Genomic DNA, 26,407 nt, shown 5'->3' with positions numbered 1-26,407 from the left:
GAGCGAACCTAAAAACTTAGAAGGCGTCGAGCGCCAACTCAGTCACGCTGTCTGCACCGTCCACGATGCTGTCGCGCATGCCTGGCACTTTGGTCAGGATGTGGTCGGCGTAGAAACGCGCGGTGGTGATTTTGGATTGCATGAACACCGCTTCATTGCCCTTGGCCAACTCAGCCTCGGCCACCAGCAAGGCCCGCGCCATTTGCCAACCAGCCACCAAGTTGCCCGTGAGCATGAGGTAAGGCACGCTGCCTGCAAACACCGCGTTGGGGCTGGCTTTGGCACCTGCCACCACGAAGTCGACCACATTCAAGAAGGCTTCGCGCGCGGCTTTCAAACGTGCGGCCATCGCCTTGGCATTGGCACTGCCGCTCTTGAGTAAATCAGCTTCGGTGTTGGCGATTTGCGCGGCAATGCCTTTGGCGGTTTGGCCACCATCACGGCCTGTTTTGCGACCGATCAAGTCGTTGGCTTGAATGGCGGTGGTGCCTTCGTAAATCGTCAAAATTTTGGCGTCGCGGTAGTACTGTGCCGCACCCGTTTCTTCGATGAAGCCCATGCCGCCGTGGACTTGCACGCCCAGGCTGGTGACTTCCAAACTCATCTCGGTGCTGAAGCCTTTGACCAACGGCACCAAAAATTCGTAGAACGCCAAGTTGTCTTTGCGCGTGTCGGCATCGGGATGGTGGTGCGAGGCGTCATACGCCGCCGCAGCCACGGTGGCCATGGCGCGACAACCTTCGGTGTAGGCGCGCATGGTCATCAACATGCGACGCACGTCGGGGTGGTGAATGATGGGCGCACTGGTTTTCATGCTGCCGTCCACAGGGCGGCTTTGCACGCGGTCACGCGAGAAGGTCACAGCCTTTTGGTACGCACGTTCGGCAATCGAAATGCCTTGCACGCCCACGGCGTAACGCGCGGCGTTCATCATGATGAACATGTATTCGAGGCCACGGTTTTCTTCACCAACGAGGAAGCCAATTGCACCGCCGTGGTCGCCATACTGCAACACCGCTGTAGGGCTGGCTTTGATGCCCATCTTGTGTTCGATGCTCACGCAGTGCACATCGTTACGCGCGCCCAACGAGCCGTCTTTGTTCACCATGAATTTGGGCACCACAAACAAGCTGATGCCCTTCACGCCTTCGGGCGCGCCTTGCACACGGGCCAGCACAAGATGGACGATGTTTTCGGCCATGTCGTGCTCACCGTAGGTGATGAAAATCTTGGTGCCAAACACTTTGTAGGTGCCGTCTGGCAAAGGCTCAGCGCGGGTGCGCACGGCCGCCAAGTCAGAGCCCGCTTGTGGCTCGGTCAAGTTCATGGTGCCAGTCCACTCGCCCGAGATGAGCTTTTCAAGGTACGTGGCTTTCAACTCGTCAGAGCCAGCGGTGAGCAACGCTTCAATCGCGCCGTCAGTCAACATCGGGCACAACGCAAAACTCATGTTGGCCGAGTTGAGCATTTCGCCGCAAGCCGCACCAATGGTTTTGGGCAAACCTTGACCGCCAAAATCGGCGGGGTGCTGCAGGCTTTGCCAGCCGCCTTCACAGTACTGTTGGTAGGCCTCTTTGAAGCCGGGCGTGGTGGTCACGTGACCATCTTTGAAGAACGATGGGTTCTTGTCGCCTTCCCAGTTCAAAGGCACAAGCACCGACTCGTTCAACTTGGCGCATTCTTCCAGCACGGCTTGGGCGGTTTCCACGCCCATGTCCTCGAATGCTGGAATTTGGGCCACTTGTTCGAGGCCAGCCAAGTGTTCCATGTTGAACACCATGTCTTTGATGGGGGCGATGTAGCTCATTTTTATGTCTCCAAAATTCAGTACAAAAAAGGCACCCCGAAGAGTGCCTTTTCACAGTGTGTTTAAAGGGCAGCGACCAACTCTGGCACAGCCACAAACAGGTCAGCCTCCAAGCCGAAGTCAGCCACGCTGAAGATCGGCGCCTCGGGGTCTTTGTTGATGGCCACGATCACCTTGCTGTCTTTCATACCGGCCAAGTGTTGGATGGCGCCGCTGATGCCGCAGGCCACGTACAACTGAGGTGCCACGATCTTGCCGGTTTGACCCACTTGCAAGTCATTGGCGGCATAGCCTGCGTCCACCGCAGCACGGCTGGCACCAATCGCAGCACCCAGCTTGTCAGCCAAGGGAACCATGACTTCGTCAAACTTCTCTGAGCTGCCCAAGGCACGGCCACCCGAGACGATGATCTTGGCTGCGGTCAGCTCTGGGCGGTCGCTCTTGGTGACTTCACGGCCCACGAAGCTGCTCTTGCCTGAGTCTGTGGCTGCTGCTGTGGTTTCCACTGCGGCCGAGCCACCTGTAGAAGCGGCTGCATCAAAACCTGTGGTGCGCACGGTGATGACTTTGACAGCATCTGTACTTTGCACGGTAGCAATCGCATTGCCCGCATAGATGGGGCGCTCAAACGTGTCTGGGCTGTCCACCTTGGTGATGTCGCTGATTTGGCCCACGTCCAGCTTGGCGGCGACTCTCGGTGCCACGTTCTTACCCGCCGCTGTGGCGGGGAACAAGATGTGGGTGTAGTTGCCAGCGATGGCCAGCACTTGCGCTGCGACGTTCTCGGCCAAGCCAGCTTCCAGCGTGGCGCCGTCGGCGTGGATGACTTTGCTCACGCCTGCAATTTGCGCTGCAGCGGCTGCGGCAGCACCCGCGTTGTGGCCTGCGACCAGCACGTGCACGTCAGCGCCCATGGCGGCTGCGGCTGTGACGGTGTTCAAGGTTGCGCCTTTGATGCTGGCGTTGTCGTGTTCTGCAATCACGAGGGATGTCATGTGTGTTTCTCCTGCGCTTGTGTTCTTTAAATGACGGGCTTAAATAACTTTTGCCACGTTTTTGAGCTTGTCCACCAAAGTGGCCACATCTGGCACCTTGATGCCCGCGCTGCGCTTGGCAGGTTCGACCACTTTGAGGGTCTTGATGCGGGGGCTCACGTCAACGCCCAAGTCTTCGGGCTTGAACACATCGAGTTGCTTCTTCTTGGCCTTCATGATGTTGGGCAAGGTCACGTAGCGGGGCTCGTTCAAACGCAAGTCAGTCGTGATGACGGCGGGCAGGCTGATCGAAATGGTTTCCAAGCCACCGTCGACTTCACGGGTCACGCTGGCTTTGTCGCCCGCCACTTCGACTTTGGAAGCAAAGGTGGCTTGGGGCATGTCGGCCAACGCCGCCAACATTTGGCCGGTCTGGTTGCAATCGTCGTCAATCGCTTGTTTGCCCAGAATCACCAAGCCAGGCTGCTCTTTGTCGACCAAAGCTTTGAGGAGCTTGGCCACGGCCAAGGGTTGCAGCTCTTCAGCGGTCTCGACCAAGATGCCTCGGTCTGCGCCAATGGCCATCGCGGTGCGCAAGGTTTCTTGGCACTGGGCCACGCCGCAAGACACGGCGATCACCTCAGTGACCACACCCTTTTCTTTGAGGCGCACGGCTTCTTCCACCGCGATCTCATCAAACGGGTTCATGCTCATCTTGACGTTTGCAATGTCAACGCCCGAGTTGTCCGACTTCACGCGGACCTTGACGTTGTAGTCCACCACGCGTTTGACTGCGACCAAAACTTTCATGCAAAAGCTCCAATATTTAAATTAAACAGATTGACGTTTACGTAAACGTAACATTGTAGAGATCAAAGTCGCCTTTTTATCGAACGACCGTGCTTTTCTAGGGAAGTCCCTAGGAAAATCTTAAGCAGGATGGCGCAACACCACCTCTTGGGGCGAATGCACCAACACCACGCCAGCCGCACGCAAAGCGCTCAGCGCCGCGATGTTGACGCGCGAGCGCGTCAAAGATTGGCCATTCACGGGGTCTTCCATCCAGAAATTCAAATTGAAACGCAGGCCCTGAGGCGCCACCTCGCCCAGCAAGGCTTGGGGCATGGGGCTGGACAGCACCCACTCAGCGCTCAGTGCAGCTTGTACCAACACGTCTTGCACGCGGGCCACATCGCTTTCCAGCCCCACCCAGAAGGTACAAGTTTGCAGCAAGTGGCGGCTTTCGAGTGACAAGTTCTCGACACGCTGCGTCAGCAGCAATTCATTGGGCACCACCGCTTCGCTGCCATTGCTGGCACGCACCAAGGTGTAGCGGGTTTTGATGTCGGTCACGCGGCCTTCAAAGCCATCCACACGCACAAAGTCGCCAATACGCAGCGAGCGTTCTAGCAAGATGACAAAGCCGCTCACATAGTTAGCGGCTAGCTTTTGCAAACCAAAACCAATACCCACACCCAAGGCACCACCCAAGACCGACAAGGCCGTCAAATCAAAGCCCAGCGAAGACAAGGCAAACAAAGTGCCGATGATCAACAACAACACGCGCATGGCATTGGCTGCCACCTTGCGCATGGATAAATCTTCAAACGCACGGTTGAGAACACGTTGCTCAAGGGTGGCCGACAGCCACAGCGCCAGCACCAAGACAAAGCCAGAGGTAAACACCACTTCCAGCACATGCGTCACGCTGATGCGTGTCTTACCGAGCATGAATTGCAAGCCATCCAGCTCATCCATCATCGGGCCCCACCAGCCCGTGATCCACAGCACAGCCAAACCCCAAGCCAGCCAAGACACGACTTGTTCCAAGATGCGCGCACCGCGCGAATTGGGGAACACCGCAGCCAAAACACGCGCGATCAAGCGAATCAGCACCAGCGACATCAGCACGGGCAAAGCCATCTTCAGCACTGCCACACGCTGCGTCTTCATCAGTACCAGCTTCAAGCCATAGGTCAAGACCAAGGCCAGCGCTGGAAACAGCACGCCATCCATCAATCGACGCCCAAACAAAATCGAGTTGGGAGACGTGAATCTACGCCCCAAGGCCCAGCTCAAACCCCAAGCCAAAGCCAAACACAGCGCCAAACCGGCGAGTTCTAACGCAATCGCTGGACTTTGCAGGTCCAGCAACAGTTCTTGTAAATCGTTCATTGTTTAAATATCTGCCAACACGCGCAAATGCGCTTCCACGCTGCGACTCAGCGCACTCAGATCGTAGCCGCCTTCGAGGCAAGACACGATGCGCCCCTGTGCGTGACGCGCCGCAATGTCACGCAAGCGGTGGGTGATCCAAGCGTAGTCTTGCTCGACCAACCCCATCTGACCCATGTCGTCTTCGCGGTGGGCGTCAAAACCGGCGCTGATGAAAATCATTTCGGGTTTGAACGCTTCTAAGCGGGGCACCCAATGGGTCTCGATCAATTCACGCACCTCCATGCCTTTGGTGTAGGCCGGCACAGGAATGTTGAGCATGTTGGCTGCGGGGTGTTCGGTGCCCGTGTGTGGGTAGAACGGGTGCTGGAAAAAACTCACCATCAACACACGGTCGTCACCACTCAAGATGTCTTCCGTGCCGTTGCCATGGTGCACATCAAAGTCCACCACCGCCACGCGCTTCAAGCCATGACGCTCTAGCGCGTATTTGGCCGCAATCGCCACGTTGTTGAAAAAACAAAAACCACCCGCCTTGCTGCGCTCGGCATGGTGGCCGGGTGGGCGAACGGCACAAAACGCGTTGGTCAACTCGCCTGCAATCACCGCGTCCGTCGCCGCCACGGCGGCACCTGCTGAAGCCAAGGCGGCTTTCCACGTGTAGCTGTTGATGTTGGTGTCTGAATCCAAGTGACCATACGCAGGACCACCAGCGGCGATGTCTTCCACCAACTGGTCCGACAAACCGCGCAAGGACGCGATGTACATGCGGTCGTGCGCCAGCTCGATGTCGGCCAAAGGCGCTTCGGGCGCTTCGATCTGCGTGAGACCGAGATCCACGCCGCTGATGAGCAAGCGGTCTTGGATGGCGCTGAGCCGTTCTGGGCATTCAGGATGCCCCTCACCCATCTCGTGCTTCATGCACAGGGGATGCGTGTAATAGCCTGTTTTACTCATCTCGTCTGCCTCGGTTCTTCTTCAAGTCAGCTTACCATGGTGACCTTGCTTTTTCCCTTGCAAACACTGCGTGAAAACACATACATCCCCGTTTTATATGGCTTTGCAGCCAACTCTTGCGTTACGTCAAATCACCGCCGTGTTGTTGCTAATGGCTGCATTTGCAGGCGAGGCAACAGCCAAGTCGCATGCGAAAGCTCACAAAACCGTTGCTCATAAAGCCTCCACACGCGGCCCTGTCTACGGGAAAACCACAGAAGCCATCGCACTGGCCGATGAGCTGGCCCAACAGCACAAGCTACCCAAAGCTTGGGTGCGTGAGCAAATCAGCAAAGCACAGTTTTTAAAGGGCGTGCCCAAGATGGTGCTGCCGCCCACCGTGCCCACCGCCAAGAACTGGCGTGCGTATCGCGAGCGCTTCATTGAAAGCCGCCGCATTGATGCGGGCACCCAGTTTTGGCAAACCTACCAAAGCGACCTCGCCCGTGCGGAGCAAACCTATGGCGTGCCTGCCGAAATGATTGTGGGCATCATCGGTGTAGAAACCTTCTACGGCCAAAACATGGGCAACTACCGCGTGCTCGATGCCTTGACCACACTCACGCTCAACTTCCCCGCCGCACACCCACGCGCAGTTGAACGCCAAGCCTTCTTCAAATCTGAGCTGGGCCACTTCTTGGTGCAAGCCCACCACCAAGGCGACGCCAGCATCACCGGCAGCTTTGCGGGCGCCATGGGCTGGCCACAGTTCATGCCCTCCAGCGCGGCCAAGTTTGCAGTGGACTTTGATGGCGATGGCCGCATTGATTTGCGCAACAGCCCAGTGGACGCGATTGGCTCGGTGGCCAATTACTTCAAAGCCTTTGGCTGGCAAACCGGTATGCCCACACACTACCCCGTGAGCTTTGATGAAGCGCGTTTGGACAAACCCACCTTGCTGGCCCCCGACATCTTGCCCTCGTTCAGCGTGAGCAACTTCACCGCCAAAGGCGCGGTGCTAGACGAACAAGCGCAAAAGCACAACGGCTCTTTAGCCTTGGTGGAGTTGTTCAATGGTGACGAGCCACCCAGCTATGTGGCGGGCACCGACAACTTTTATGTGGTGACACGCTACAACTGGAGCAGCTACTACGCGCTGGCGGTGATTGAGTTGGGGCAAGCGGTGAAAGCGAATCGTGCTTTGACGGCTTACCAGTCGAGTTCACGTTGAACTGTATTGAGCACATCGTCTTAAAGTTGGTCTCCAAGCTTGTTATCGAGGTCCTCTAAGTAACGGCCTAGGGATTTCATCTGGCCCTTGACGCTTATGAGAGGGCGACGTGCAAAGCGTCACAACACATCCGAACGAGCTAGAGCCTGTTAAGTGCCCCTGAATGAAACACGTCAATGGCGATTACAAAGTTGTAATTTACAGCAAAGTTTTCGCATTGCGCGTCAAAATCAAATCATGAATATTTTGTTGATTGAAGATGAGAAAAATATCGCTGATTTCATCATTTCGGGTTTCGAGTCAGAGGGTTTTACAGTCCATCACGATTCAGATGGCTTCAGGGGGCTGAACACGGCCCTGATAAAAAAATTTGATGCCATCGTCCTGGACGTCTCTATGCCGTTGATGGACGGGTTTGAGGTGCTGGGCGAAATTAGACGCAAAGGTTTAAAAACGCCCATCATGATGCTGACCGCACGCACCGAACTGATAGATCGCCTGAAAGGTTTTGAAAAAGGTGCTGACGATTACTTGGCCAAACCCTTTTTCATTGAGGAATTGATTGTGCGTGTCAAAACTTTGATTGCAAGACAGTCGGGCAGCGCACATGCCTTCATTTCGCAAAGTGGCTTAACCCTGAATCGATTTTCACGTGTCGCACAATGGGGCGAGCATGCGGCCCCCCTCACACAACGCGAATTTGTGTTGCTGGAGTGCATGATGTTGTCACCAGGACAAATTTTTTCTAGGCAGCAAATCCTCAAACAAGTATGGAATGTCGATTTTGATCCAGGCACGAACGTGGTCGATGTCTGCATTCAACGACTCCGCCGCAAATTGGACGACGCCCGCCCAGATGCTTTGCAAGCCTTTCCCTTAGAGACCATTCGTGGCGTGGGCTACCGATTCAATAACGTATCGCCATGAGACGCTCATTTAAGTTACACGTCTTTTTATCGGTCACCCTTTGTGTGGTGTCGGTTGTCGTCGCATCTCGCGTGGTGGTTAGGTGGACCAGTGGTGAGCCATTCCGGATGTACTTCAGTGACGTATTGGCTCAGCATGTGCAAAAAGAGTTGGATGCCAACACCGGACAACTCGATTTGAACGTGTTTCAGGCGAATCTTGAAAAGACGGTCTTGCATCTTCATTCCAAAGACATGCTTGTATTTGTCGACAACGTCAAACCAAGCACTGAGGTAGCAGAGTTTGCGCGTAGCTTGGCCTCTCAACAGGTTGAATGGGAGCCCTTGCATACGAAACCTTTCGAAACCACAAGCATGGAGTGGGATCAAAAAAATTGGCGCGTGGTACGTGTATTACGGAATTCGCAGCAGCTCTACATCGGCGTTAATGCAGCAGCGTTTCAAAAATCACTCAGTGAAATATTGGAAGTGAGAAATCAAATCGCTATAAAAATGTTGCCTATCCTCATTGCTTTTGTGGTTCTGACGACGGTATTCATTATTTATGTCGTGCTGAAACCGATTAAGAACTTGCAAAGCGCATTTGGACACATCAAGTTTTCAAGCCCTCACGAACATTTAGAGACCAAAGACAATTTCAAAGAATTTGGCGTATTCATTCAATACTTCAACGAGTTGACTGACAGGCTGAGAGCCAATTACACGCAAGCTGCGCGATTTTCAAGTGATGCAGCCCATGAGTTACGAACGCCACTCACCATTATTCGCGGCCATTTGCACCGATTGATTAACCACGCACCCGATGGTTCAACGACACAAATGGAGCTGTCTTTGGAGTCGGAGGAAGTGGAGCGGTTGATCTCGATTACAAACAAATTACTTTTCCTCTCACAAGCCGACGCTGGGCAAATTGGACTTGAGAAAGAAGAGGTCAACCTCAACGATTTGGTGGGTCAAATGATGGATGACATCAAAAGTTACAGACCAGACTTGATCTTAAAGAAGGAAATCGAAGGAACTATTCTTATCAATGCAGATCGAGATTTTATTTTTCAATTGATGAACAACCTCTTCGGCAATGCCATCAAATACAACTACAAAAACGGCTCGATCGACTTTCAAGCGCGCGTGATGGGTCAGCAAGTTTATTTCTCGATCTGCAATACAACGAATCTCACATTAGATGGCCTGGATGACCGTGTCTTTGAGCGGTTTTACAGGCATCTCCAAGTACAGCGTGAAGACAGAGGTGTCATCGCGGGCTCGGGTCTTGGGTTGAGTTTGTGCAAAGAAATAGTCAGGGCACATGGCGGTGACCTTCACTTACAAGTCACGCCCGATAAAAAAGTACGCATTGAGGGCAAGATTTCAGTGAGTTCATAAATTACAAAGCTGTTATCAACCATTACATGCAGCAATGAATTGAAGCGCATCAAGCTCTAAAACCGTACCTTTAAACCTTAACAAAGGGGTTTAAAAATGAAGATGCGGCATCTATTCACCGGTTCATTGCTATTGGCCATGTCGCAGGCCGGATTTTGTGAGTCTGTGCGCGATTGCGAAATGAAACGAAACAAAGACGAGCAATACCTTTGCACAGCGACAACCATGGTGAATGCAGTAATCTGCGATCAAATTTCATCATCAGATGGCGTGTTTTATTGCCGCGCTATGGTGGCATCTAACTCGTATGGTTGCGACAAGATCAGCAGTCCGATCAAACGCCAATCGTGTTTGATGGCTGTGCGTGACAAACAACGATTGGCTATGTGGCGCTGATAGAAGAACATGCAAGACCTTGTTCAAAAATACGGCGGTACTACAGGACTAAAAAAAATCATTGCTTCTTTTTATGAAAGGGTGCGTCAAGAGCGTGGATTGATGCACTATTTTTTCTCGGTGCCGCTGGTGCAAATAGTTGCGGATCAGCTGACCTATGCGACGTACATCATGCGCAAGCCGGATATGGATTACCGACAAGATATCGTGCAAACGGCCATTGCAGACATTCGCATTTCAATGCACGCGTTTGAAGATGTCATCAAAGTCCTGCAGATTGTGTTGGCCGATGCCAAAGTCCATCGCAATGACGCACCTCGGATGGCCATGCACATCATTGAGATCATTGAAGAAACACGCAGCAAAGTGGCCGACACCAAAAAGTCGTTTTACAAGCCTGAGGACATCTCTACCGATGTGCTGCTTACGTTTTTCCGTTCGCAAGGCATTGAAAGCAAGCTCAATGCAGCCACTGACGAAATTGATTCGATGGCGATGTACGGGTTGGCATACCCGCTACACACAACGATCGACAAGTCGGGTTCTGCGATTCAGCTGTACGCGCGCGCCAAGGCGAAAGAGTCCATTGAGGTCAGTGATGTGCAAACCCTCGTTATGGCCGCATCAACGTTGATTAGACCATTGCATTTTCGCGGTTACAAAGATGAGGATGGGCTTGCGATTTTTGAGGGCAGCTATCGTGTGCCAACACAATACGGCGTACCCAAGCGCCTACTACAACGCGTGACCAACCAATTCACTTGGCGTTTTGAAGAGGCGTTTAAAGCAGATAGCCAAGAGCTGTTGATCAATGTCATGGCACCGTCCAAAGATAAAGTTTTATTTGATGACTAATTAAACACAACTACGAGCTGGCGGTGATTGAGTTAGGGCAAGCGACGCTTGTCATGGATTTCGCGCACCACGGCGTCTTCTATGACATCCGCTTTGTGATCACCATTTGAGACATGTCCATGCGCCTCATGCCATTGCCCATCACTGGAGCGAGACCAGCTGGACCAGCTTGCACCCTGCCCCGTCTGCATGCCTTTGCGCATCGCTTGAATTTGTTGCCACATCATCAGCACTTGTGGCTTTTGGCCTGTGGTCAACCAACGCAGACAAGCAAACACCACATACAAGGCGAGCCAACACAACACACCGATGGCAAACAAAATGGCGAACGCCATGCCAATCAGCGCAAATATCAAACGGGTGAAAAATCTCATCGCTTGATATTACTCGTGCGCACTTTGCGCCAAGGCCCACTGCACATGCTCACGCACCACCTCGTTGCTGTGAGTGAGGTGGGCCTGTAGTGCTTGGCGCAAAGCTGCGTCGTCCGCCTGCCGCAGCGCATTGCCCGCAGCCACGGCGAGGTTACGCAGCCAGCGCACATGGCCTATGCGACGTATGGGGCTGCCTTCGGTGTAACGCAAAAACTCATCCTCGGTCCACGCCAAGAGTCGCGCCATGCCCTGCCCCACCAAGCCTGCACGCACATCAAAATCGGGCAAGCTCGACGCTTGCGCAAACTTGTTCCATGGGCATATCAGCTGGCAGTCGTCGCAGCCGTAGATGTGGTTGCCCATCAAAGGGCGCAGCGCCTCGTCGATGGTGCCGTCGTGCTCAATCGTCAAATACGAAATGCAACGGCGTGCATCCACCAAGCCTTCGGCCACGATGGCCTGTGTGGGGCACACATCCATGCAAGCGGTGCATTGGCCACAGTGCGCACTGGTGGGTTCAGATGCAGGCAAGGCCACATTCAAAAAAATCTCGCCCAAGAAAAACATCGAGCCCGCTTCGCGGTTCAGCACCAAGCTGTGTTTGCCGCGCCAGCCTTGGCCACTGCGTGTGGCCAGCTCAGCCTCCAGCACGGGGGCTGAATCGGTGAAGGCGCGGTATTCAAAACCATGGGGCTTGAGCGTCTCGACCAACAAGGCATCCACTTGCTGGGCCAACGTGTCGAGCCGGTTGCGCAGTACCTTGTGATAGTCGCGCCCTCTGGCATAGACCGACACCACGGCCTCCGCAGGGTTACGCAAGCGTTGCCACTCGGCGTCTTGCCAGCCCTCGGCGGTGTCGCGCGGCAGGTAGTTCATGCGGGCGGTCAGCACGCTCAAGGTGCCCGGCACCAGCTCGGCAGGACGCGCGCGCTTGAGGCCGTGGCGGGCCATATAGTCCATGCTGCCGTGGAAGTTTTGGGCCAGCCAATTTTGCAAATGCGGCTCGGCGGAAGACAAATCCAAAGGGGCCACCGCAATTTGCGAAAATCCCAGTGTTTGCCCTAGAGCCTGAATTTGCGTGAGCAACAATTTGTAATCGATAGACAACGGATACCTTTGAACAATTCGCCCATTGTAAAAACTCTGGTTTGGCCCGATGAAGCCGCCACCGCTGCGTTTGCCACGCAGCTGGCCGCCGCATTGACACGCGCCAACCTGAATGCTTGCATCGCCTTGCATGGCGACTTGGGCGCAGGCAAAACCACCTTTGTGCGCCACCTGCTACGCGCCTTGGGCGTCGAGGGCCGCATCAAAAGCCCGACCTATGCCGTGGTCGAACCCTACACCGTGGATGCGGGCGAGGTGTGGCATTTTGACTTTTACCGCTTCAGCGACCCACGCGAATGGGAAGACGCTGGCTTTCGTGACATCTTTGCCAGCACGGGCTTGAAGCTGTGCGAATGGCCGCAAAACGCCGCTGGCGTGATGCCCACGCCAGACCTTGAACTCGACATCCAAGTGGACGACGCCGAGCAACGCCAAGTGCGCATCAGTGCCCTCACCCCACGCGGGCAGGAGCTGCTGGCATGACGCAACACAAGGGCATCCAAAGACGCAGCCTGCTTCAAGGCGGCTCGCTCGCCTTGCTGTTAGGCAGTGCCGACATTGCGTGGGGCGCCAGCATTGTGGCCGTGCGCGTGTGGCCCGCTGCGGCCTACACACGCGTGACGATTGAAAGCGACACAGCGCTTAAAACTGTGCCAATTTTTGTAGCCAACCCACCGCGCTTGGCCGTGGACATTGAAGGCATCGAGCTCAATCCCGCCCTCAAAGAGCTCGTAGGCAAAGTGCGCTCGGACGACCCGTACATCACCGGTGTGCGCGTGGGCCAATACGCCAACAAAACCGTGCGCTTGGTGTTGGACCTGCGCCAAATGGTGAAGCCGCAAGTGTTCAACTTGCTGCCCGTGAAAACCGGCAACACCCAATACCAACACCGCTTGGTGCTTGACCTCTACCCCTCTGAAGTGGCCGACCCACTGGAAGCCTTGATCGTGGACAAGCTCAAGGGCGGTACAGCCTACAACGCACCGTCGATGACGGCCACGCCCACGCCCTCTGCGTCTAAATTGGGCACACGTGCCGACCCTGTGGGCGATTTGATGGCCAAGCCCAACGCCACACCCGAGCTGCCCTCGCCTGCGGCATCCACAGCGTCTGCGCCCATCACCACCGCGGCATCGGTCAACCAACAACAAGACGGTGAGCGCTTCATCATCGTGGCCCTCGACCCCGGCCACGGCGGCGAAGACCCCGGCGCATCAGGCCCCAGTGGCACACGCGAAAAAGATGTGGTGCTGAAAATTGCGCACCGCTTGCGTGACCGCATCAACAACACCGTCATCAAAACAAAACACGGCAACTTGCCTATGCGGGCTTACCTCACACGCGATGCCGACTACTTTGTGCCGCTGCAACAGCGCGTGGAAAAAGCCAGACGCGTGCAGGCGGACTTATTCATCAGCATCCATGCAGACGCGTTTCAAACCCCCGAAGCCAAAGGCGCCAGCGTGTTTGCCCTGAGCGATGGTGCAGCTTCCAGCGCTGCTGCGAAGTGGATGGCCAAGCAAGAAAACCGTGCCGACTTGATTGGTGGCTTGAACATCAAGAGCCAAGACGCCGCCGTGCAACGCGCCCTGCTTGACATGAGTACCACCGCACAAATCAAAGACAGCCTCAAACTCGGCAGCGCGATGCTGGGGCAAATCAAACACATTGGCAAACTGCACAAAGGCCGTGTGGAGCAAGCGGGCTTTGCCGTGTTGAAAGCGCCCGACATTCCCAGCGTGTTGGTGGAAACCGCCTTCATCAGCAACCCCGAAGAAGAGAAACGTTTGGTCAGCCCTCAATACCAAAACGACTTGGCCGATGCGCTGATGAAAGGCATTGAGCGCTACTTCTCACGCAATCCACCGCTGGCCAAAACCCGCAATACCTAAGATGAACGCACAGCCCTTGGCCTACTTCAATCACGCAGGGGCATCGCTCATGTCGGCATCTACGGTCGATGCCATGGTCTCGCATTTGCACCTAGAAACCCGTTTAGGTGGGTATGGTGCGGCGGTGCATCAACACAAGGCGTTGGCCGCCGTTTACACACATGCGGCCCAACTTTTGGGTTGCGATGCCGATGAAATCGCCCTGACAGACAGCCACTCTCGTGGTTGGCGCGAAGTGATGAATTGCCTGCACTTCACCCCAGGCGATCGCATCTTGGTGGGGCGCAGCGAATGGGGTGGCAACTACGCAGCCTTGACGCACATCGCGCAGCGGGATGGCGCTGTGGTTGAAACAATCCCCAGCACACCCACTGGCGAAGTTTGCTTGACGCAATTGGCAGCCATGCTTGACCACCGCGTGCGCTTAATTTCACTCACGTGGCTCCCAGCCAATGGCGGCCTCATCCAACCTGCGGCACACGTAGGCGCTTTGGCGCATACGGCCAAGACCCCCTTCTTTTTGGATGCGGCACAAGCCGTGGGACAAATGCCGGTTGACGTGCGTTCACTGAATTGCGATGTCCTCACCACACCAGGACGCAAGTGGCTGCGCGGCCCACGCGGCACAGGCTTGTTGTATGTCCGTCGTGGTTTTCTTCAAGCCCTTCAACCTGCGGCGCTGGACCATTTTTCTGCACCTCTGACCAACGGTCAGTACCAACTGCGTGACGATGCGAGGCGCTTTGAAACATCCGAGGCCAACATGGCCGCTCGCTTAGGTTTAGGGCAAGCGATTCAAGAGGCGCTCGCACAAGGTTTAGACACAATTCAAGCCCACGTACAAAGCAAAGCCAGCAAGCTTCGCGAAGCCTTGCAAGGCATGCCACATATCCAAAACCATGATGTAGGCACACAGCTTTCTGGCTTGATTGCCTTCACCGCACAAGGCCTCGCCTCAGACACTGTGCGAACACACCTAGCCCAACAAGGGATTGAGCTTGCCGTCAACGGCACGGCCTTCACGCCACTCGACATGCGGGCGCGGGGGTTAACCGATGTTGTGCGAATTTCAGCGCACACCACCACCACGGACGAAGAAATCGCACGCTTGCTCGACGCCGTGTCAAACCTTGCAGACCTCACACCATGACCGACACACCCGCACAACCCAAAAACCCACTGCACGGCATGACGTTGGAAAAAATCGTCACCGAACTGGCTGACTATTACGGCTGGGAGGGGTTGGGAGAGCGCATCAACATTCGCTGCTTCACGCACGACCCAAGCGTGGGCTCAAGCCTGAAGTTTTTGCGCAAAACACCTTGGGCGCGCGACAAGGTGGAGAGCTTGTATTTGTTCATGCTGCGCGACGTGCGCCGCACAGAACGTAGGTTTTAACGCCGTCTTCAGTCAGCGTTGATGTGTGCAGCGCGTGAGGCTTTCCACGAGCCATAAATAGCCAAAGCGCCGGGAATAAAAATCATCGCCCAGATGATCTTGTCCAAATGGGTTTTGACCCACGAAATGTTCCCAAAGAAGTAACCCGCCGTCACGATACCGCCCACCCACAACGCGCCACCGGTGATGTCAAAGAAGGTGAACTTGCGACGCGTCATCTGCGCTACGCCTGCCACAAAGGGCGCGAAGGTGCGCACAAAGGGCATGAAGCGTGCGGCGATCAAGGTCACACCGCCGTAGCGCTCGTAAAACGCGTGGGCTTGGTCGAAAGCACGGCGGTTGAAAAACTTGGAGTCTTCCCACGCAAACACCTTCGGGCCAAAGAAGCGGCCAATCGTGTAATTGGTTTGGTTGCCCGCCACCGCAGCGGTGAGCAGCAAGGCCACAGACAAGCCGTAATCCATCAAGCCCACGCCGCACATAGCCCCCACCACAAACAGCAGCGAGTCACCGGGCAAAAAGGGCATGACCACCAAACCGGTCTCCACAAAAATGATGAGAAACAGCAAGGCATAGACCCAAGTGCCATTGGCTTGCACAAAGGCTTCCAAGTAGCGGTCTACGTGCAGGATGAAGTCGATCAAGAAAGTAATAAGTTCCATAGGCTGCATTATCCCTGCCTCTAAAATGAGGCCGTGCACCCTGCTACCCAACCCCCACGCGCCATCCGCGAACTCCCAGATGAACTGATCAGCCAAATCGCCGCTGGCGAGGTGATCGAACGCCCCGCCGCTGTCGTGCGTGAACTGGTGGACAACGCGCTAGACGCGGGGTCCACGCACATCACACTGCGCTTGTTGGCCGGTGGTGTGCGCCTGATCAGCGTGGAAGACAACGGCGTGGGCATTCCCGCCCATGAGTTGCCTGTGGCCTTGAAGCGCCACGCCACCAGCAAAATCACCAGCCTCACCGAGCTTGAATCGGTAGGCACCATGGGTTTTCGCGGCGAAGCGTTGGCCGCGATTCAATCGGTCTCTGAGTTGTCGGTGCTGTCACGCACGGCAAACCAAGACAGCGCCATGCTGCTCGATGGCCGCAGCGGCGAGCTGCAACCCGCCGCCCGCGCCCAAGGCACGACGGTGGAAGTCAAAGAGCTGTTTTACAGCACGCCCGCCCGCCGCAAGTTTTTAAAGACCGACAACACCGAACTGGCCCACTGCGTAGAAGCTGTGCGCCGCCACGCCTTGACCCGCCCTGAAGTGGGTTTTGCCATTTGGCACGAAGGCAAGTTGGTGGAGCAATGGCGCGCGCAAACCATTGACGCAGCTTCGGGTGAAGACCTGAACAAGCAATACCAAGCCGCGCTAGACCGCCGCTTGGCCGATGTGTTGGGCGACGATTTTTTAGAAAACTCAGTCGCTGTGCATTACCAATCGGGCCATGTCACCGTGGTGGGACGCGCAGGCATTCCAGACGCCGCCCGCTCACGTGCGGACCATCAGTTTGCGTATGTGAATGGCCGCTATGTGCGTGACAAAGTCATCACCCATGCGGCACGCAGCGCGTATGAAGATGTGCTGCACGGCCACCGCCAACCCATCTATGCGCTGTATGTGGAGATTGACCCCACGCGTGTGGACGTCAACGTGCACCCCACCAAAATTGAAGTGCGTTTCCGTGATGGCCGTGAGGTGCACCAAGCCGTGCGCCACGCGGTAGAAAACGCCTTGGCGGTGCCACGCGCCAACATGCTCATGGCCAATGCCCTGCAAAACCATGAGCTCCCGATGGCGGGGACGTCAGAGGCTTCTGGTAACGCCAACGCTTTCGGCTCACCTACGGCCCCCAGCTGGCCCAACGCCAACTGGCAACAAGCGCCCATGCCTTTGGCTGGCACACGTGTGTCTGACTTAGGCGCACTGTGGCAACCCACACCCCGCACCAGCTTGGCTGCTGAAGAACAATCTGCGCAAAGTTTTGCGCCCAGCGCATTCAGTGCTGCCAACGCACCCGCCCCGTCACTGCAAGAGGCGGCCCCCGAAACTTGGCCTTTGGGCAAAGCCATCGCGCAGCTGCATGGCGTGTACATCTTGGCCGAGAACGCGCAAGGTTTGGTGCTGGTCGATATGCACGCCGCGCACGAGCGCATCGTGTACGAACAACTCAAAACACAAATTGACGCGCAGCGTATCAGCAGCCAACCGCTGCTGATTCCCGCCACTTTCCCTGCCACCGCGCAAGAGGTGGCCACCGCAGAGGCCTGCGCCGAAGCGCTGCAAGAACTCGGTTTAGAAATCTCCACGCTGTCGAGCAAAACACTCGCGGTGCGTGCCGTGCCCAGCAGCTTGGCGCAAGGCGACGCCGTGGCATTGGCGCGCAACGTGTTGGCCGAATTGAGCCAACACGACGCCAGCACGGTGGTGCAACGCGCACGCAACGAACTGCTGGCCACCATGGCCTGTCACGGTGCGGTGCGTGCCAACCGCAAACTCACGGTGGATGAGATGAATGGTTTGCTGCGCCAAATGGAAGTGACCGAACGCTCGGACCAATGCAACCATGGCCGCCCCACCTGGCGACAACTGACCATGCGTGAGCTCGACGCGCTGTTTTTACGCGGTCGCTGATGTCCCCCACGCTCATCATTGTGTTGCTGTCGATGCTGCTGGGTATTCAGCCTGTGGCCACCGACTTGTACTTGCCCGCACTGCCTGCCATCAAGGCAGAGTTTGGTGCAACGCTGTCGCAGGTGCAGCTCACGCTCAGCGCTTTGCTGTTGGCCTTTGGCACATCGCAGTTGGTGTGGGGCCCCCTGTCCGATCGCTTTGGCCGTCGTCCGATTTTGTTGTGGGGCTTGGGCACTTTCACACTCGCAGGCTTGGGCTGTGTGTTGGCCAGCAGCATGCAAGAACTGATCGTGTGGCGCGCTTTACAAGGCGCTGCTATGGGTGCGGTGGTGATGTGTGCACGTGCCATCGTGCGCGACCTGTACACCCCCGAGACAGGCGCAGGCGTGATGTCGAAGGCGCTGACAGGTTTAGGTTTTTTGGCTTGCGCCAGTGCGCCTTTGGGCGGCTTGCTGACCGACTTGTGGAGCTGGCACGCTGCACTGAGTTTGGTGATGGGGTTTGGGGCGATCGCACTGATCTTGGTTGCCCTGACATTCAAAGAAACGGTGCATCGTAAAAACCCACATGCGCTGCAGGTCAAGGTGCTAGCAAAGACGTGGTGGCACATCGTGCGCCACCCCACGTTTGTGGCGTTCACCTGTGTGTCGATTGGCTCGTACGGCGGGCTCTTTACCTTCTTGGCATCGTCTTCGTTCGTTTTCATCAACTTGTTGGGATTGGCGCGCTGGCAATACGGGTTGTTGTTGTTTTCGATGGCCTTCACTTATTTACTGGGCACCGTGTTGTGCCGTCGTTTGTTGGCTCGATTTGGCGTGACGCAAACGGTCGCCATTGGCGGGGTGTTCAGCTTGGTGGGCGGCGGCTGGATGGCACTCAATGCGTGGCTGGGTGGGCAAAGTGTGGTGAGTCTGATGGGGCCGTTTTATTGGTTCGTCTTGGCGCACGGCATCCATCAGCCATGCGGTCAAAGTGGTGCGGTGGGGCCTTTCCCCAAAGCGGCGGGTGCGGCATCGGCCCTAGGCGGCTTCTTGATGATGGCGGCAGCTTTCATCACAGGGCTGTGGCTGGGTGCGGTGCAAGACGGCTCTGCGCTGCCCATGGCGCAAAGCATCGCGTTTTGGTCTGTCATCACTGCGCTGTCGGCTTGGCTGCTGGTGTTGCGCCGTGGAGGCCCGCGTGTCTAACGCATCGCATCTGGCACAAGGCTGGACCGTTGACGCCATCACCCTCGTTGGTCCGACGGCCAGCGGTAAAACTGCAGCAGCTTTGGCGATCGCCCAAGCATGGCCCGTTGAAATCATCAGCGTGGATTCGGCCTTGGTGTATCGCGGCATGGACATTGGCACGGCCAAGCCCAATGCCGATGAACTCGCACAAGTGCCGCACCACCTGATTGACATTCGCGACCCACGACACGCCTACAGCGCGGCTGAGTTTGCCCGCGATGCCTCAGCCCTGATGGCCGACATCCGCGCGCGCGGCAAGCTGCCACTGCTGGTGGGCGGCACCATGCTCTACCTCAAAGCCTTGCGCAATGGCATTGACGACTTGCCCACTGCACAGCCCGAGCTGCGCGCCGAAATCGAGCAACAAGCCTTCGCCTTGGGCTGGCCCGCCATGCATGCCGAACTGGCGAAGGTCGATGCCATCACGGCTGCACGCTTGGCGCCCAACGATGCGCAGCGCATCTCGCGCGCACTCGAGGTGTGGCGCGTGAGCGGCAAAGCTTTGTCGCAATGGTTTGCTGAAGCAGATGCCACGCGTGCAACGCAACCAGCACTGACGATGCCCCTGCTCTCGCTAGAGCCCGTCAACCGCGCATGGCTGCATGCGCGCATTGCGCTGCGCTTTGACATCATGCTGGCGGGAGGATTTCTGGCCGAAGTACAAACCCTGCGTGCGCGAGGTGACTTGCACATCGATTTGCCCAGCATGCGCTGTGTGGGGTACCGCCAAGCGTGGGAGTTGCTCGACCGTGCAGTGGCTGTAGGCGCCGCCCCAGAAAGCATCTTGCCCCAACTGCACGAGTTGGGCGTTGCGGCTACGCGGCAGTTGGCCAAACGACAACTCACTTGGCTGCGCGGCATGGACGAGCGCATCGTCATCCCCTGTGATGCACCTGATGCTTTGGCGCAAACACTCGCCACTGTGCAGCGGTTTACTGCAACGGCTCTTTGAGCACGTCAGGCAGTGGCAAAGGCATGACGGCGATGCCTTCGTCGATCAACCCTTCAGTTTCTTCAGGTGTGGCGTGGCCGCGAATGTTGCGTGCCTCAGCTTCTCCATAGTGCATCTTGCGGGCTTCTTCGGGGAAGCTGTTGCCCACGTCTTCGGTATTCGCCACCACATGGCGCACCATCTTGAGCAAAGCGGCTTGCAACTGTGCGGGCCCTAGGTTGGCCACGTCTTGTAGGCTGGGCGATGTGGGCGTTGCGTTGTCAGCGGACTCGGTCGCATTCAGGTTCAAGCGCGGTGCGCTGAGTTTTTTGCTCACGTTGGCATCGCCGCACATCGGGCAGTTCAGCAAGCCACGTGTGAGCTGGCTTTGGTAATCGTCCTCGGAACCAAACCAGCCTTCAAACACATGGTGTTGGGCGCATTGAAGGTCTAACACTTTCATGGCTCGATTATCCCGCAGCACGTCTCACACGCGTTGCCACAGTCATAGGCTCTGCCATTGCAGGGGCCATGCGCCGCTGAGGTGGTTTTGCAACCAGAGCAAACCTGTGAGGGTTTTGGCGTCCGTCAGTTGGCCGTCGCGTGACCATGCCAGCAGCTCGTCCACGCTGGCATCAAACACATCGAGAAACTCGCCTTCGTCCAGTTGTCGCTCGCCTTGGGTCAGGCCGCGTGCAAACCAAATGTCGATGAACTCGGTGGAATAGCTGATGACGGGGTGCAAGACACCCGCATGGGCCCACTCGGTGGCGCGGTAGCCAGTTTCTTCTAGCAACTCGCGCTGGGCACACACCAAACGGTCTTCACCCGGATCGAGCTTGCCCGCGGGAAACTCAATCATCACCTGCTGCACGGGGTAGCGGTATTGGCGCTCCATCACCAAACGGCCATCGTCGCGGATGGCGATGATCATCACCGCGCCGGGGTGAATCACAAACTCACGTGTGGCGGTGCCACCGCTGGGCAAGCGCACGGTGTCGCGAAAGGCGTGCAAAAAGTGGCCTTTGAGCAACTCGACGTGGTCTAGCGTGTGTTCGACCAAATGGTCATCAGAGGTGGTTTTCATAGTCATCATGAAAAAAGCCAGCTCGAAAGCTGGCTTATGTGAGGTAGCAAGGGCTTAGGTACCCAGCGTAGACACAATGGCTTTGGCACACAAGGCCATCAAACCACCGGGCAAGATGCCCAAGATCAAGATCAAGGCACCGTTGAGGCTCAAGACCACGCGCACATCGTTGCCAGCAGACACGGTGGTGGCCGTGATGGGGGCGTCAAAGTACATGACCTTGACGATGCGCAAGTAGTAGAACGCACCAATCAGCGACATCATCACAGCAAACACAGCCAAGACAATCGCACCGGCTTGGCCTGAAGCGATCAAGGCTTGCAACACCGACAGCTTGGCATAGAAACCAACCAGGGGTGGCACACCCGCCAACGAGAACATACAAGCGGCCATCACACCTGCGTACAGGGGGCTGCGTTGGTTCAAGCCAGCGAGGTCAGCAATTTCTTCGCTTTCAAAACCTTCACGGGCCAACAACAAGATGATGCCGAAGGTGGCCAAGGTGGTCAGCACATAGGTGATGACGTAGAACATGGATGAGCTGTAGGCATTGGCCGCAGCGGCAGTGTTGCCATTGACCACGCCAGAGAGCAAACCAATCAACACAAAACCCATTTGGGCAATGGTCGAGAAGGCCAACATGCGCTTGAGGTTGGTTTGCGCCACTGCGGCCAAGTTACCAATTAGCAAGGATGAGATGGCCAAGACCATCAACATTTGCTGCCAGTCCACGGCCAAGGGCAACAAGCCTTCCACCAACAAACGGATGGTCATGGCAAATGCGGCCAACTTAGGCGCGCCACCAATCATCAAGGTGATGGCTGTGGGTGCGCCTTGGTAAACGTCAGGGATCCACATGTGGAAAGGCACCACACCAAATTTGAATGCCAAACCGCAGACCACGAAGACCAAGCCCAACACCAACACTTGGTGCTTGATTTGACCCGAGGCCACAGCCTTGAACACGGTGCTGATGTCGAGCGAGCCTGTGGCGCCGTACAACATGGACAAGCCATAGAGCAAGAAGCCGCTGGCCATCGCACCCAACACAAAGTATTTCATCGCAGCTTCGCTGGCCACGGCGCTGTCGCGGCGCAAGGCCACCATGGCGTAGCTAGACAAAGTCAGCAATTCCAAGCCGAGGTACAACACGAGGAAGTTGTTGCCCGAGATCATGACGAACATGCCCAGCAAAGCAAACAAACCCAAGGTGAACAACTCGCCGCCGCGCAACATGTCGCGCTCAGCAGCATAAGGACGGCCGTAGACCAAAGTGACCATCACAGCCAAAGCTGCAAAGCACTTGAGCCAGCTGCCCATGGGGTCAGAGACCACCATATTGCCGAAGCTATAAACCGTTTGGCCTTGTGTGGCGGCAACGGCTTCCAAGTACGCGACCACACCGATGGTGAGGAGCGACAAAGCGTAAGTGGTGGTGCGACGTGGGCACTTGACGAACAAGTCCACCATCGCAATGACGATGGCCATGACAGCCAACAGCATTTCGGGATAAACCGCAGCGATGCTCAGTTTTTCAAACATTTTTCAATCCCTCTTTATTGGGGCAACTTGGAGATGGCCACGTGCTTGAGCAAGTCAGCCACGGACACATCCATCACATCGGTGAAGGGCTTGGGGAAGATACCCATGGCCAACACGGCGATTGCCAACAAGGCCAACATCACGAACTCACGGCCGTTGATGTCGGTCAACTCTTTGACGTGGTCATTGCCCACAGGGCCCAGATACACGCGCTTGATCATCCACAAGGTGTAAGCCGCGCCGAAGATCAAGGCTGAGGCAGCAGCAAAGCCAACCCAGAAGTTGTATTTGATGGCACCCAAGATGACCATCCACTCGCCCACGAAACCTGCGGTGCCTGGCAAGCCGCAATTGGCCATACCGAACAACAAAGCGAAGGCAGCGAACTTGGGCATGGTGTTGACCACGCCACCGTAGGCGGCGATTTCACGCGAGTGCATGCGGTCGTACAACACGCCAATTGACAAGAACATGGCGGCAGACACAAAGCCGTGGGCAATCATTTGCACCACAGCGCCAGACACACCGATGTCGTTGAAGATGAAGAAGCCCAAAGTCACGAAGCCCATGTGCGCCACGGATGAATAAGCCACCAGCTTTTTCATGTCTTCTTGCACCATGGCCACCAAGCCCACGTAGACCACGGCCACGAGCGACAAAGCAATCATGAGCCAAGCGTATTCGTGTGCCGCATCAGGTGCGATGGGCATTGAGAAGCGCAAGAAACCATAAGCACCGAGCTTCAACATGATCGCAGCCAGCACAGCAGAACCACCGGTAGGCGCTTCCACGTGCACGTCTGGCAACCAGGTGTGCACAGGCCACATGGGAACCTTCACCGCAAACGCAGCAAAGAAGGCAAAGAACAACAAGGTTTGCGCATTGGCTGGCAATGGCAGTTTGTGCCAAACAGCCAAATCAAAGCTTCCGCCCGATTGGGTATACAGATAGATCAAGGCGATCAACATCAACAAAGAACCCAGCAACGTGTACAAGAAGAACTTGAACGCAGCGTAGATTTTGTTGGGGCCGCCCCACACACCGATGATCAAGTACATCGGAATCAGCGTGGCTTCGAAGAACACATAGAACAGCATGCCGTCGGCCGCGCTGAACACGCCGATCATCAAACCGCTCAAGATCAAGAACGCGCCCATGTATTGGTTCACACGCTCGGTGATCACTTCCCAGCCCGCGATCACAACGATCACGGTGATGAAAGCAGTCAGCAACACGAACCACAAGGACAAGCCGTCCACACCGAGGTGGTAGAACACATTGAAGCGCTCGATCCACATCGACTTTTCAACAAATTGCAGTGCTGACGTAGAGACATCGAATTGGTTGAACAAAGGCAAGGTGACAGCCAAGCTGACCACAGAACCGATCAACGCGATCCAACGCACCACTTTCGCATGTTCGTCACGCCCGAAGGCGAGCAAGATGACACCAAACAGAATTGGCGTCCAAATGGCAAGGCTCAATAAACCCATTTTTTATTCTCCTTATTTGAGCCAGACGAACCACGTCATCAGCAAGAACACGCCAAGGATCATGACCAAGGCATAGTGGTAGAGGTAGCCAGTTTGCAACTGACGTGTCCATGAAGACACACAACCCACCAACTTCCAAGAAGCGTTCACCACACCACCTTCGATGATGGCTTGGTCGCCGCCCTTCCACAAACCGGTACCCAAAGCGCGTGCGCCACGGGCCAAGACGTTTTCGTTGAACCAATCCAAGTAGTACTTGTTCTCGAACAAGACATAGATGGGGTGGCACACGCGTTTGATCGCCGCAGGCACAGCTGGGTTGATCATGTACATGTAGTAAGACGTTGCCACACCGGCCACAGCCAACCAGAACGGTGCTGTGCTGAGGGCGTGCAAGGCCATAGCGACAGCGCCGTGGTATTCATGGGCCAACTCGTGCATCACGGGATGCTTGTCGGCGTTGATGAAGATGGCGTCGCTGAAGAACTCACCGTACAACAGGGGGCCAATCGTGTAGAAGCCAATCAGCACAGAAGGAATGGCGAGCAAGACCAAAGGCACCGTCACCACCCATGGGGACTCGTGTGGACCGTGGTCATGGCCATGATCGTCGTGACCATGGTGGTCATCGTGGCCGTGGTGTGCGTCAGGGTTTTGGTCGTAACGCTCTTCGCCGTGGAACACGAGGAAGTACATGCGGAACGAGTAGAACGCTGTGACGAACACGCCAGCCAACACCGCGAAGTGGGCGAAGCCAGCACCAGGCAAGGTGCTTTCAGCCACAGCTTCGATGATGCTGTCTTTGGAATAGAAGCCAGAGAAGAACGGTGTACCGATCAAAGCCAGCGAACCCAACAACGAAGTGATCCAAGTGATGGGCATGTACTTGCGCACGCCGCCCATCCAACGGATGTCTTGGTTGTGGTGCATACCCATGATGACGGAACCGGCACCAAGGAACAACAACGCCTTGAAGAACGCGTGGGTCATCAAGTGGAACACGGCCACTGAATAAGCAGAAGCGCCCAAAGCCACAGTCATGTAACCGAGTTGCGACAGTGTGGAATAAGCCACAACGCGCTTGATGTCGTTTTGGATCAGACCCAAGAAGCCCATGAACAAGGCTGTGATGGCACCGATCACCAAGATGAAGTTCAGCGCAGTGTCTGACAATTCAAAGAAAGGCGACATGCGGGTGACCATGAAGATGCCGGCCGTCACCATGGTCGCTGCGTGAATCAACGCAGAGATCGGTGTGGGGCCTTCCATCGAATCAGGCAACCAGACGTGCAGTGGGAACTGAGCCGACTTACCCATCGCGCCGATAAACAAGCAGATACAAATCACCGTCACCAGCATCCAATCGGTGCCAGGAAATGTGAGTGCGCCCAATTCACCAGCCTTAGCGAAAGCTTCGGTGTAGTTCAAAGTGCCGCCGTAGGCCGCGATCAAACCAATGCCCAAGATGAAGCCGAAGTCACCCACGCGGTTGACCAAGAAGGCTTTCATGTTCGCGAAGATCGCTGTGGGTTTGTTGAACCAGAAACCGATCAACAAATAAGACACCAAGCCCACAGCTTCCCAACCGAAGAACAGTTGCAGCATGTTGTTGCTCATGACGAGCATCAACATGGAGAAGGTGAACAAAGAGATGTACGAGAAGAAGCGGTTGTAGCCTTCGTCCTCTTGCATGTAGCCAATGGTGTAGAGGTGAACCATCAATGACACAAAGGTCACGACGCACATCATCATGGCGGTCAGGCCATCGACCATGAAGCCGATTTCCATTTTCAAATCGCCCACCACCATCCATGTATAGAGGGTTTCGTTGAAACGTGCGCCGTCCATGGCGACGCTTTGCAGCGTCATGGCAGACAACACGAAGGCGATGAACACGCCCAAGATGGTGAGTGAGTGGGTCAAGCCGCGGCCAATTTTGTTACCGCCAAAGCGCGTACCAAAAATACCAGCCAAGGCCGAACCCACCAGCGGTGCCATGGGCACTGCCAACAATGTAGAAGCTTGCAGGGTTTGTGACATGATG

General features: G+C 56.0%; 24 protein-coding genes. 11 read left to right on the top strand and 13 right to left on the bottom strand.

Translation table 11 applies throughout. The annotated features are described in order from the left end of the window. Nucleotides 1-16: 16 nt before the first annotated feature. The 5 genes from QMG15_RS04080 to QMG15_RS04060 all read right to left on the bottom strand — a co-directional run bounded on the left by QMG15_RS04080 (nt 17) and on the right by QMG15_RS04060 (nt 5,913). Nucleotides 17-1,807: an acyl-CoA dehydrogenase gene (locus tag QMG15_RS04080; RefSeq protein ID WP_281789629.1), complete on the bottom strand. Its 1,791-nt coding sequence runs from the start codon at nt 1,805-1,807 to the stop codon at nt 17-19. A 62-nt stretch (nt 1,808-1,869) separates the two neighbouring features. Beyond that, complete coding sequence (locus QMG15_RS04075; protein ID WP_281789628.1) at nt 1,870-2,802, bottom strand: FAD-binding protein; 933 nt, start codon at nt 2,800-2,802, stop codon at nt 1,870-1,872. Between the two features lie 39 nt (nt 2,803-2,841). Further along, the gene (locus QMG15_RS04070) at nt 2,842-3,591 is read right to left on the bottom strand and encodes an electron transfer flavoprotein subunit beta/FixA family protein (protein ID WP_281789627.1); all 750 of its coding nucleotides are present in this window, start codon (nt 3,589-3,591) and stop codon (nt 2,842-2,844) included. 120 nt (nt 3,592-3,711) lie between these two features. Then, entirely contained in the window at nt 3,712-4,956 is a 1,245-nt protein-coding gene (locus tag QMG15_RS04065; RefSeq protein WP_281789626.1) for a mechanosensitive ion channel domain-containing protein, read from the bottom strand. 3 nt (nt 4,957-4,959) lie between these two features. After that, nucleotides 4,960-5,913 (bottom strand): histone deacetylase family protein, encoded by a 954-nt coding sequence (locus QMG15_RS04060; protein WP_281789625.1) that lies wholly within the window; start codon nt 5,911-5,913, stop codon nt 4,960-4,962. A 139-nt stretch (nt 5,914-6,052) separates the two neighbouring features. Here QMG15_RS04060 and mltB point away from each other — a divergent pair, with 139 nt between their 5' ends. The 4 genes from mltB to QMG15_RS04040 all read left to right on the top strand — a co-directional run bounded on the left by mltB (nt 6,053) and on the right by QMG15_RS04040 (nt 10,683). Beyond that, entirely contained in the window at nt 6,053-7,123 is a 1,071-nt protein-coding gene (gene mltB, locus QMG15_RS04055) for a lytic murein transglycosylase B (protein WP_281789624.1), read from the top strand. Between the two features lie 237 nt (nt 7,124-7,360). Further along, nucleotides 7,361-8,050, top strand: coding sequence for a response regulator transcription factor (locus QMG15_RS04050; protein WP_281789623.1), 690 nt, complete (start codon nt 7,361-7,363; stop codon nt 8,048-8,050). Next, the gene (locus QMG15_RS04045; RefSeq protein ID WP_281789622.1) at nt 8,047-9,432 is read left to right on the top strand and encodes a HAMP domain-containing sensor histidine kinase; all 1,386 of its coding nucleotides are present in this window, start codon (nt 8,047-8,049) and stop codon (nt 9,430-9,432) included. The genes QMG15_RS04050 and QMG15_RS04045 overlap by 4 nt, the downstream gene beginning before the upstream one ends. 405 nt (nt 9,433-9,837) lie before the next feature. Next, nucleotides 9,838-10,683 (top strand): hypothetical protein, encoded by an 846-nt coding sequence (locus QMG15_RS04040; protein ID WP_281789621.1) that lies wholly within the window; start codon nt 9,838-9,840, stop codon nt 10,681-10,683. A gap of 32 nt (nt 10,684-10,715) precedes the next feature. Here QMG15_RS04040 and QMG15_RS04035 read toward each other — a convergent pair whose 3' ends face one another. Together QMG15_RS04035 and queG are read right to left on the bottom strand one after the other, a co-directional pair. Further along, a complete protein-coding gene (locus QMG15_RS04035) occupies nt 10,716-11,057 on the bottom strand; it encodes a hypothetical protein (RefSeq protein ID WP_281789620.1) in 342 nt (113 codons plus the stop codon). Nucleotides 11,058-11,066: 9 nt separating this feature from the next. Next, complete coding sequence (gene queG / locus QMG15_RS04030; RefSeq protein ID WP_281789619.1) at nt 11,067-12,164, bottom strand: tRNA epoxyqueuosine(34) reductase QueG; 1,098 nt, start codon at nt 12,162-12,164, stop codon at nt 11,067-11,069. 9 nt (nt 12,165-12,173) lie between these two features. Between queG and tsaE the strand changes: the two genes are divergently transcribed. The 4 genes from tsaE to QMG15_RS04010 are packed head-to-tail and all read left to right on the top strand — an operon-like array spanning nt 12,174 to nt 15,454. Then, nucleotides 12,174-12,647 (top strand): tRNA (adenosine(37)-N6)-threonylcarbamoyltransferase complex ATPase subunit type 1 TsaE, encoded by a 474-nt coding sequence (tsaE, locus tag QMG15_RS04025; RefSeq protein ID WP_281789618.1) that lies wholly within the window; start codon nt 12,174-12,176, stop codon nt 12,645-12,647. Beyond that, on the top strand, nt 12,644-14,056 hold the full coding sequence (locus tag QMG15_RS04020; RefSeq protein WP_281789617.1) for an N-acetylmuramoyl-L-alanine amidase: 1,413 nt from the start codon (nt 12,644-12,646) through the stop codon (nt 14,054-14,056). Before tsaE ends, QMG15_RS04020 begins: the two co-directional genes overlap by 4 nt. Before the next feature lies 1 nt (nt 14,057). Continuing rightward, nucleotides 14,058-15,206 carry an aminotransferase class V-fold PLP-dependent enzyme gene (locus QMG15_RS04015; protein WP_281789616.1) on the top strand — a complete coding sequence of 383 codons (1,149 nt, stop codon included), beginning with the start codon at nt 14,058-14,060 and terminating at the stop codon, nt 15,204-15,206. Next, nucleotides 15,203-15,454, top strand: a complete 252-nt coding sequence (locus QMG15_RS04010; protein ID WP_281789615.1) for a VF530 family protein — start codon at nt 15,203-15,205, stop codon at nt 15,452-15,454. The genes QMG15_RS04015 and QMG15_RS04010 overlap by 4 nt, the downstream gene beginning before the upstream one ends. Before the next feature lie 8 nt (nt 15,455-15,462). On the opposite strand, the gene QMG15_RS04005 is transcribed toward QMG15_RS04010, so the two are convergent. Continuing rightward, complete coding sequence (locus QMG15_RS04005; RefSeq protein ID WP_281789613.1) at nt 15,463-16,116, bottom strand: VTT domain-containing protein; 654 nt, start codon at nt 16,114-16,116, stop codon at nt 15,463-15,465. Between the two features lie 33 nt (nt 16,117-16,149). On the opposite strand from QMG15_RS04005, the gene mutL reads away from it, so the two are divergent. Genes mutL through miaA form a run of 3 tightly spaced genes read left to right on the top strand, consistent with a single transcriptional unit; the run spans nt 16,150 to nt 20,262 of the window. After that, entirely contained in the window at nt 16,150-18,081 is a 1,932-nt protein-coding gene (gene mutL / locus QMG15_RS04000; protein WP_281789612.1) for a DNA mismatch repair endonuclease MutL, read from the top strand. After that, complete coding sequence (locus QMG15_RS03995; RefSeq protein ID WP_281789611.1) at nt 18,081-19,268, top strand: multidrug effflux MFS transporter; 1,188 nt, start codon at nt 18,081-18,083, stop codon at nt 19,266-19,268. The genes mutL and QMG15_RS03995 overlap by 1 nt, the downstream gene beginning before the upstream one ends. After that, nucleotides 19,261-20,262: a tRNA (adenosine(37)-N6)-dimethylallyltransferase MiaA gene (gene miaA / locus QMG15_RS03990; RefSeq protein WP_281789610.1), complete on the top strand. Its 1,002-nt coding sequence runs from the start codon at nt 19,261-19,263 to the stop codon at nt 20,260-20,262. The genes QMG15_RS03995 and miaA overlap by 8 nt, the downstream gene beginning before the upstream one ends. Here the strand turns inward: miaA and QMG15_RS03985 are convergent. From QMG15_RS03985 to nuoL, 5 genes are read right to left on the bottom strand one after another with little or no spacing between them, the layout of a single operon-like run. Next, nucleotides 20,243-20,704, bottom strand: a complete 462-nt coding sequence (locus QMG15_RS03985; RefSeq protein ID WP_281789609.1) for a DUF1178 family protein — start codon at nt 20,702-20,704, stop codon at nt 20,243-20,245. The two genes, miaA and QMG15_RS03985, sit on opposite strands and share 20 nt — an antisense overlap. A gap of 42 nt (nt 20,705-20,746) precedes the next feature. Next, nucleotides 20,747-21,328, bottom strand: a complete 582-nt coding sequence (locus tag QMG15_RS03980) for an NUDIX hydrolase (protein WP_281789608.1) — start codon at nt 21,326-21,328, stop codon at nt 20,747-20,749. A gap of 54 nt (nt 21,329-21,382) precedes the next feature. Next, nucleotides 21,383-22,870, bottom strand: coding sequence for an NADH-quinone oxidoreductase subunit NuoN (gene nuoN / locus QMG15_RS03975; protein WP_281789607.1), 1,488 nt, complete (start codon nt 22,868-22,870; stop codon nt 21,383-21,385). A gap of 14 nt (nt 22,871-22,884) precedes the next feature. After that, nucleotides 22,885-24,363: an NADH-quinone oxidoreductase subunit M gene (locus QMG15_RS03970; RefSeq protein WP_281789606.1), complete on the bottom strand. Its 1,479-nt coding sequence runs from the start codon at nt 24,361-24,363 to the stop codon at nt 22,885-22,887. A gap of 12 nt (nt 24,364-24,375) precedes the next feature. Beyond that, nucleotides 24,376-26,403 carry an NADH-quinone oxidoreductase subunit L gene (gene nuoL, locus QMG15_RS03965; protein ID WP_281789605.1) on the bottom strand — a complete coding sequence of 676 codons (2,028 nt, stop codon included), beginning with the start codon at nt 26,401-26,403 and terminating at the stop codon, nt 24,376-24,378. Between the last annotated feature and the right edge of the window lie 4 nt (nt 26,404-26,407).

Source organism: Limnohabitans sp. INBF002 (genome assembly GCF_027924905.1).
Classification (GTDB): domain Bacteria; phylum Pseudomonadota; class Gammaproteobacteria; order Burkholderiales; family Burkholderiaceae_C; genus Limnohabitans.
Note: the sequence above shows the minus strand (reverse complement) of the source record. Positions and strands in the feature narration are given on the sequence as shown.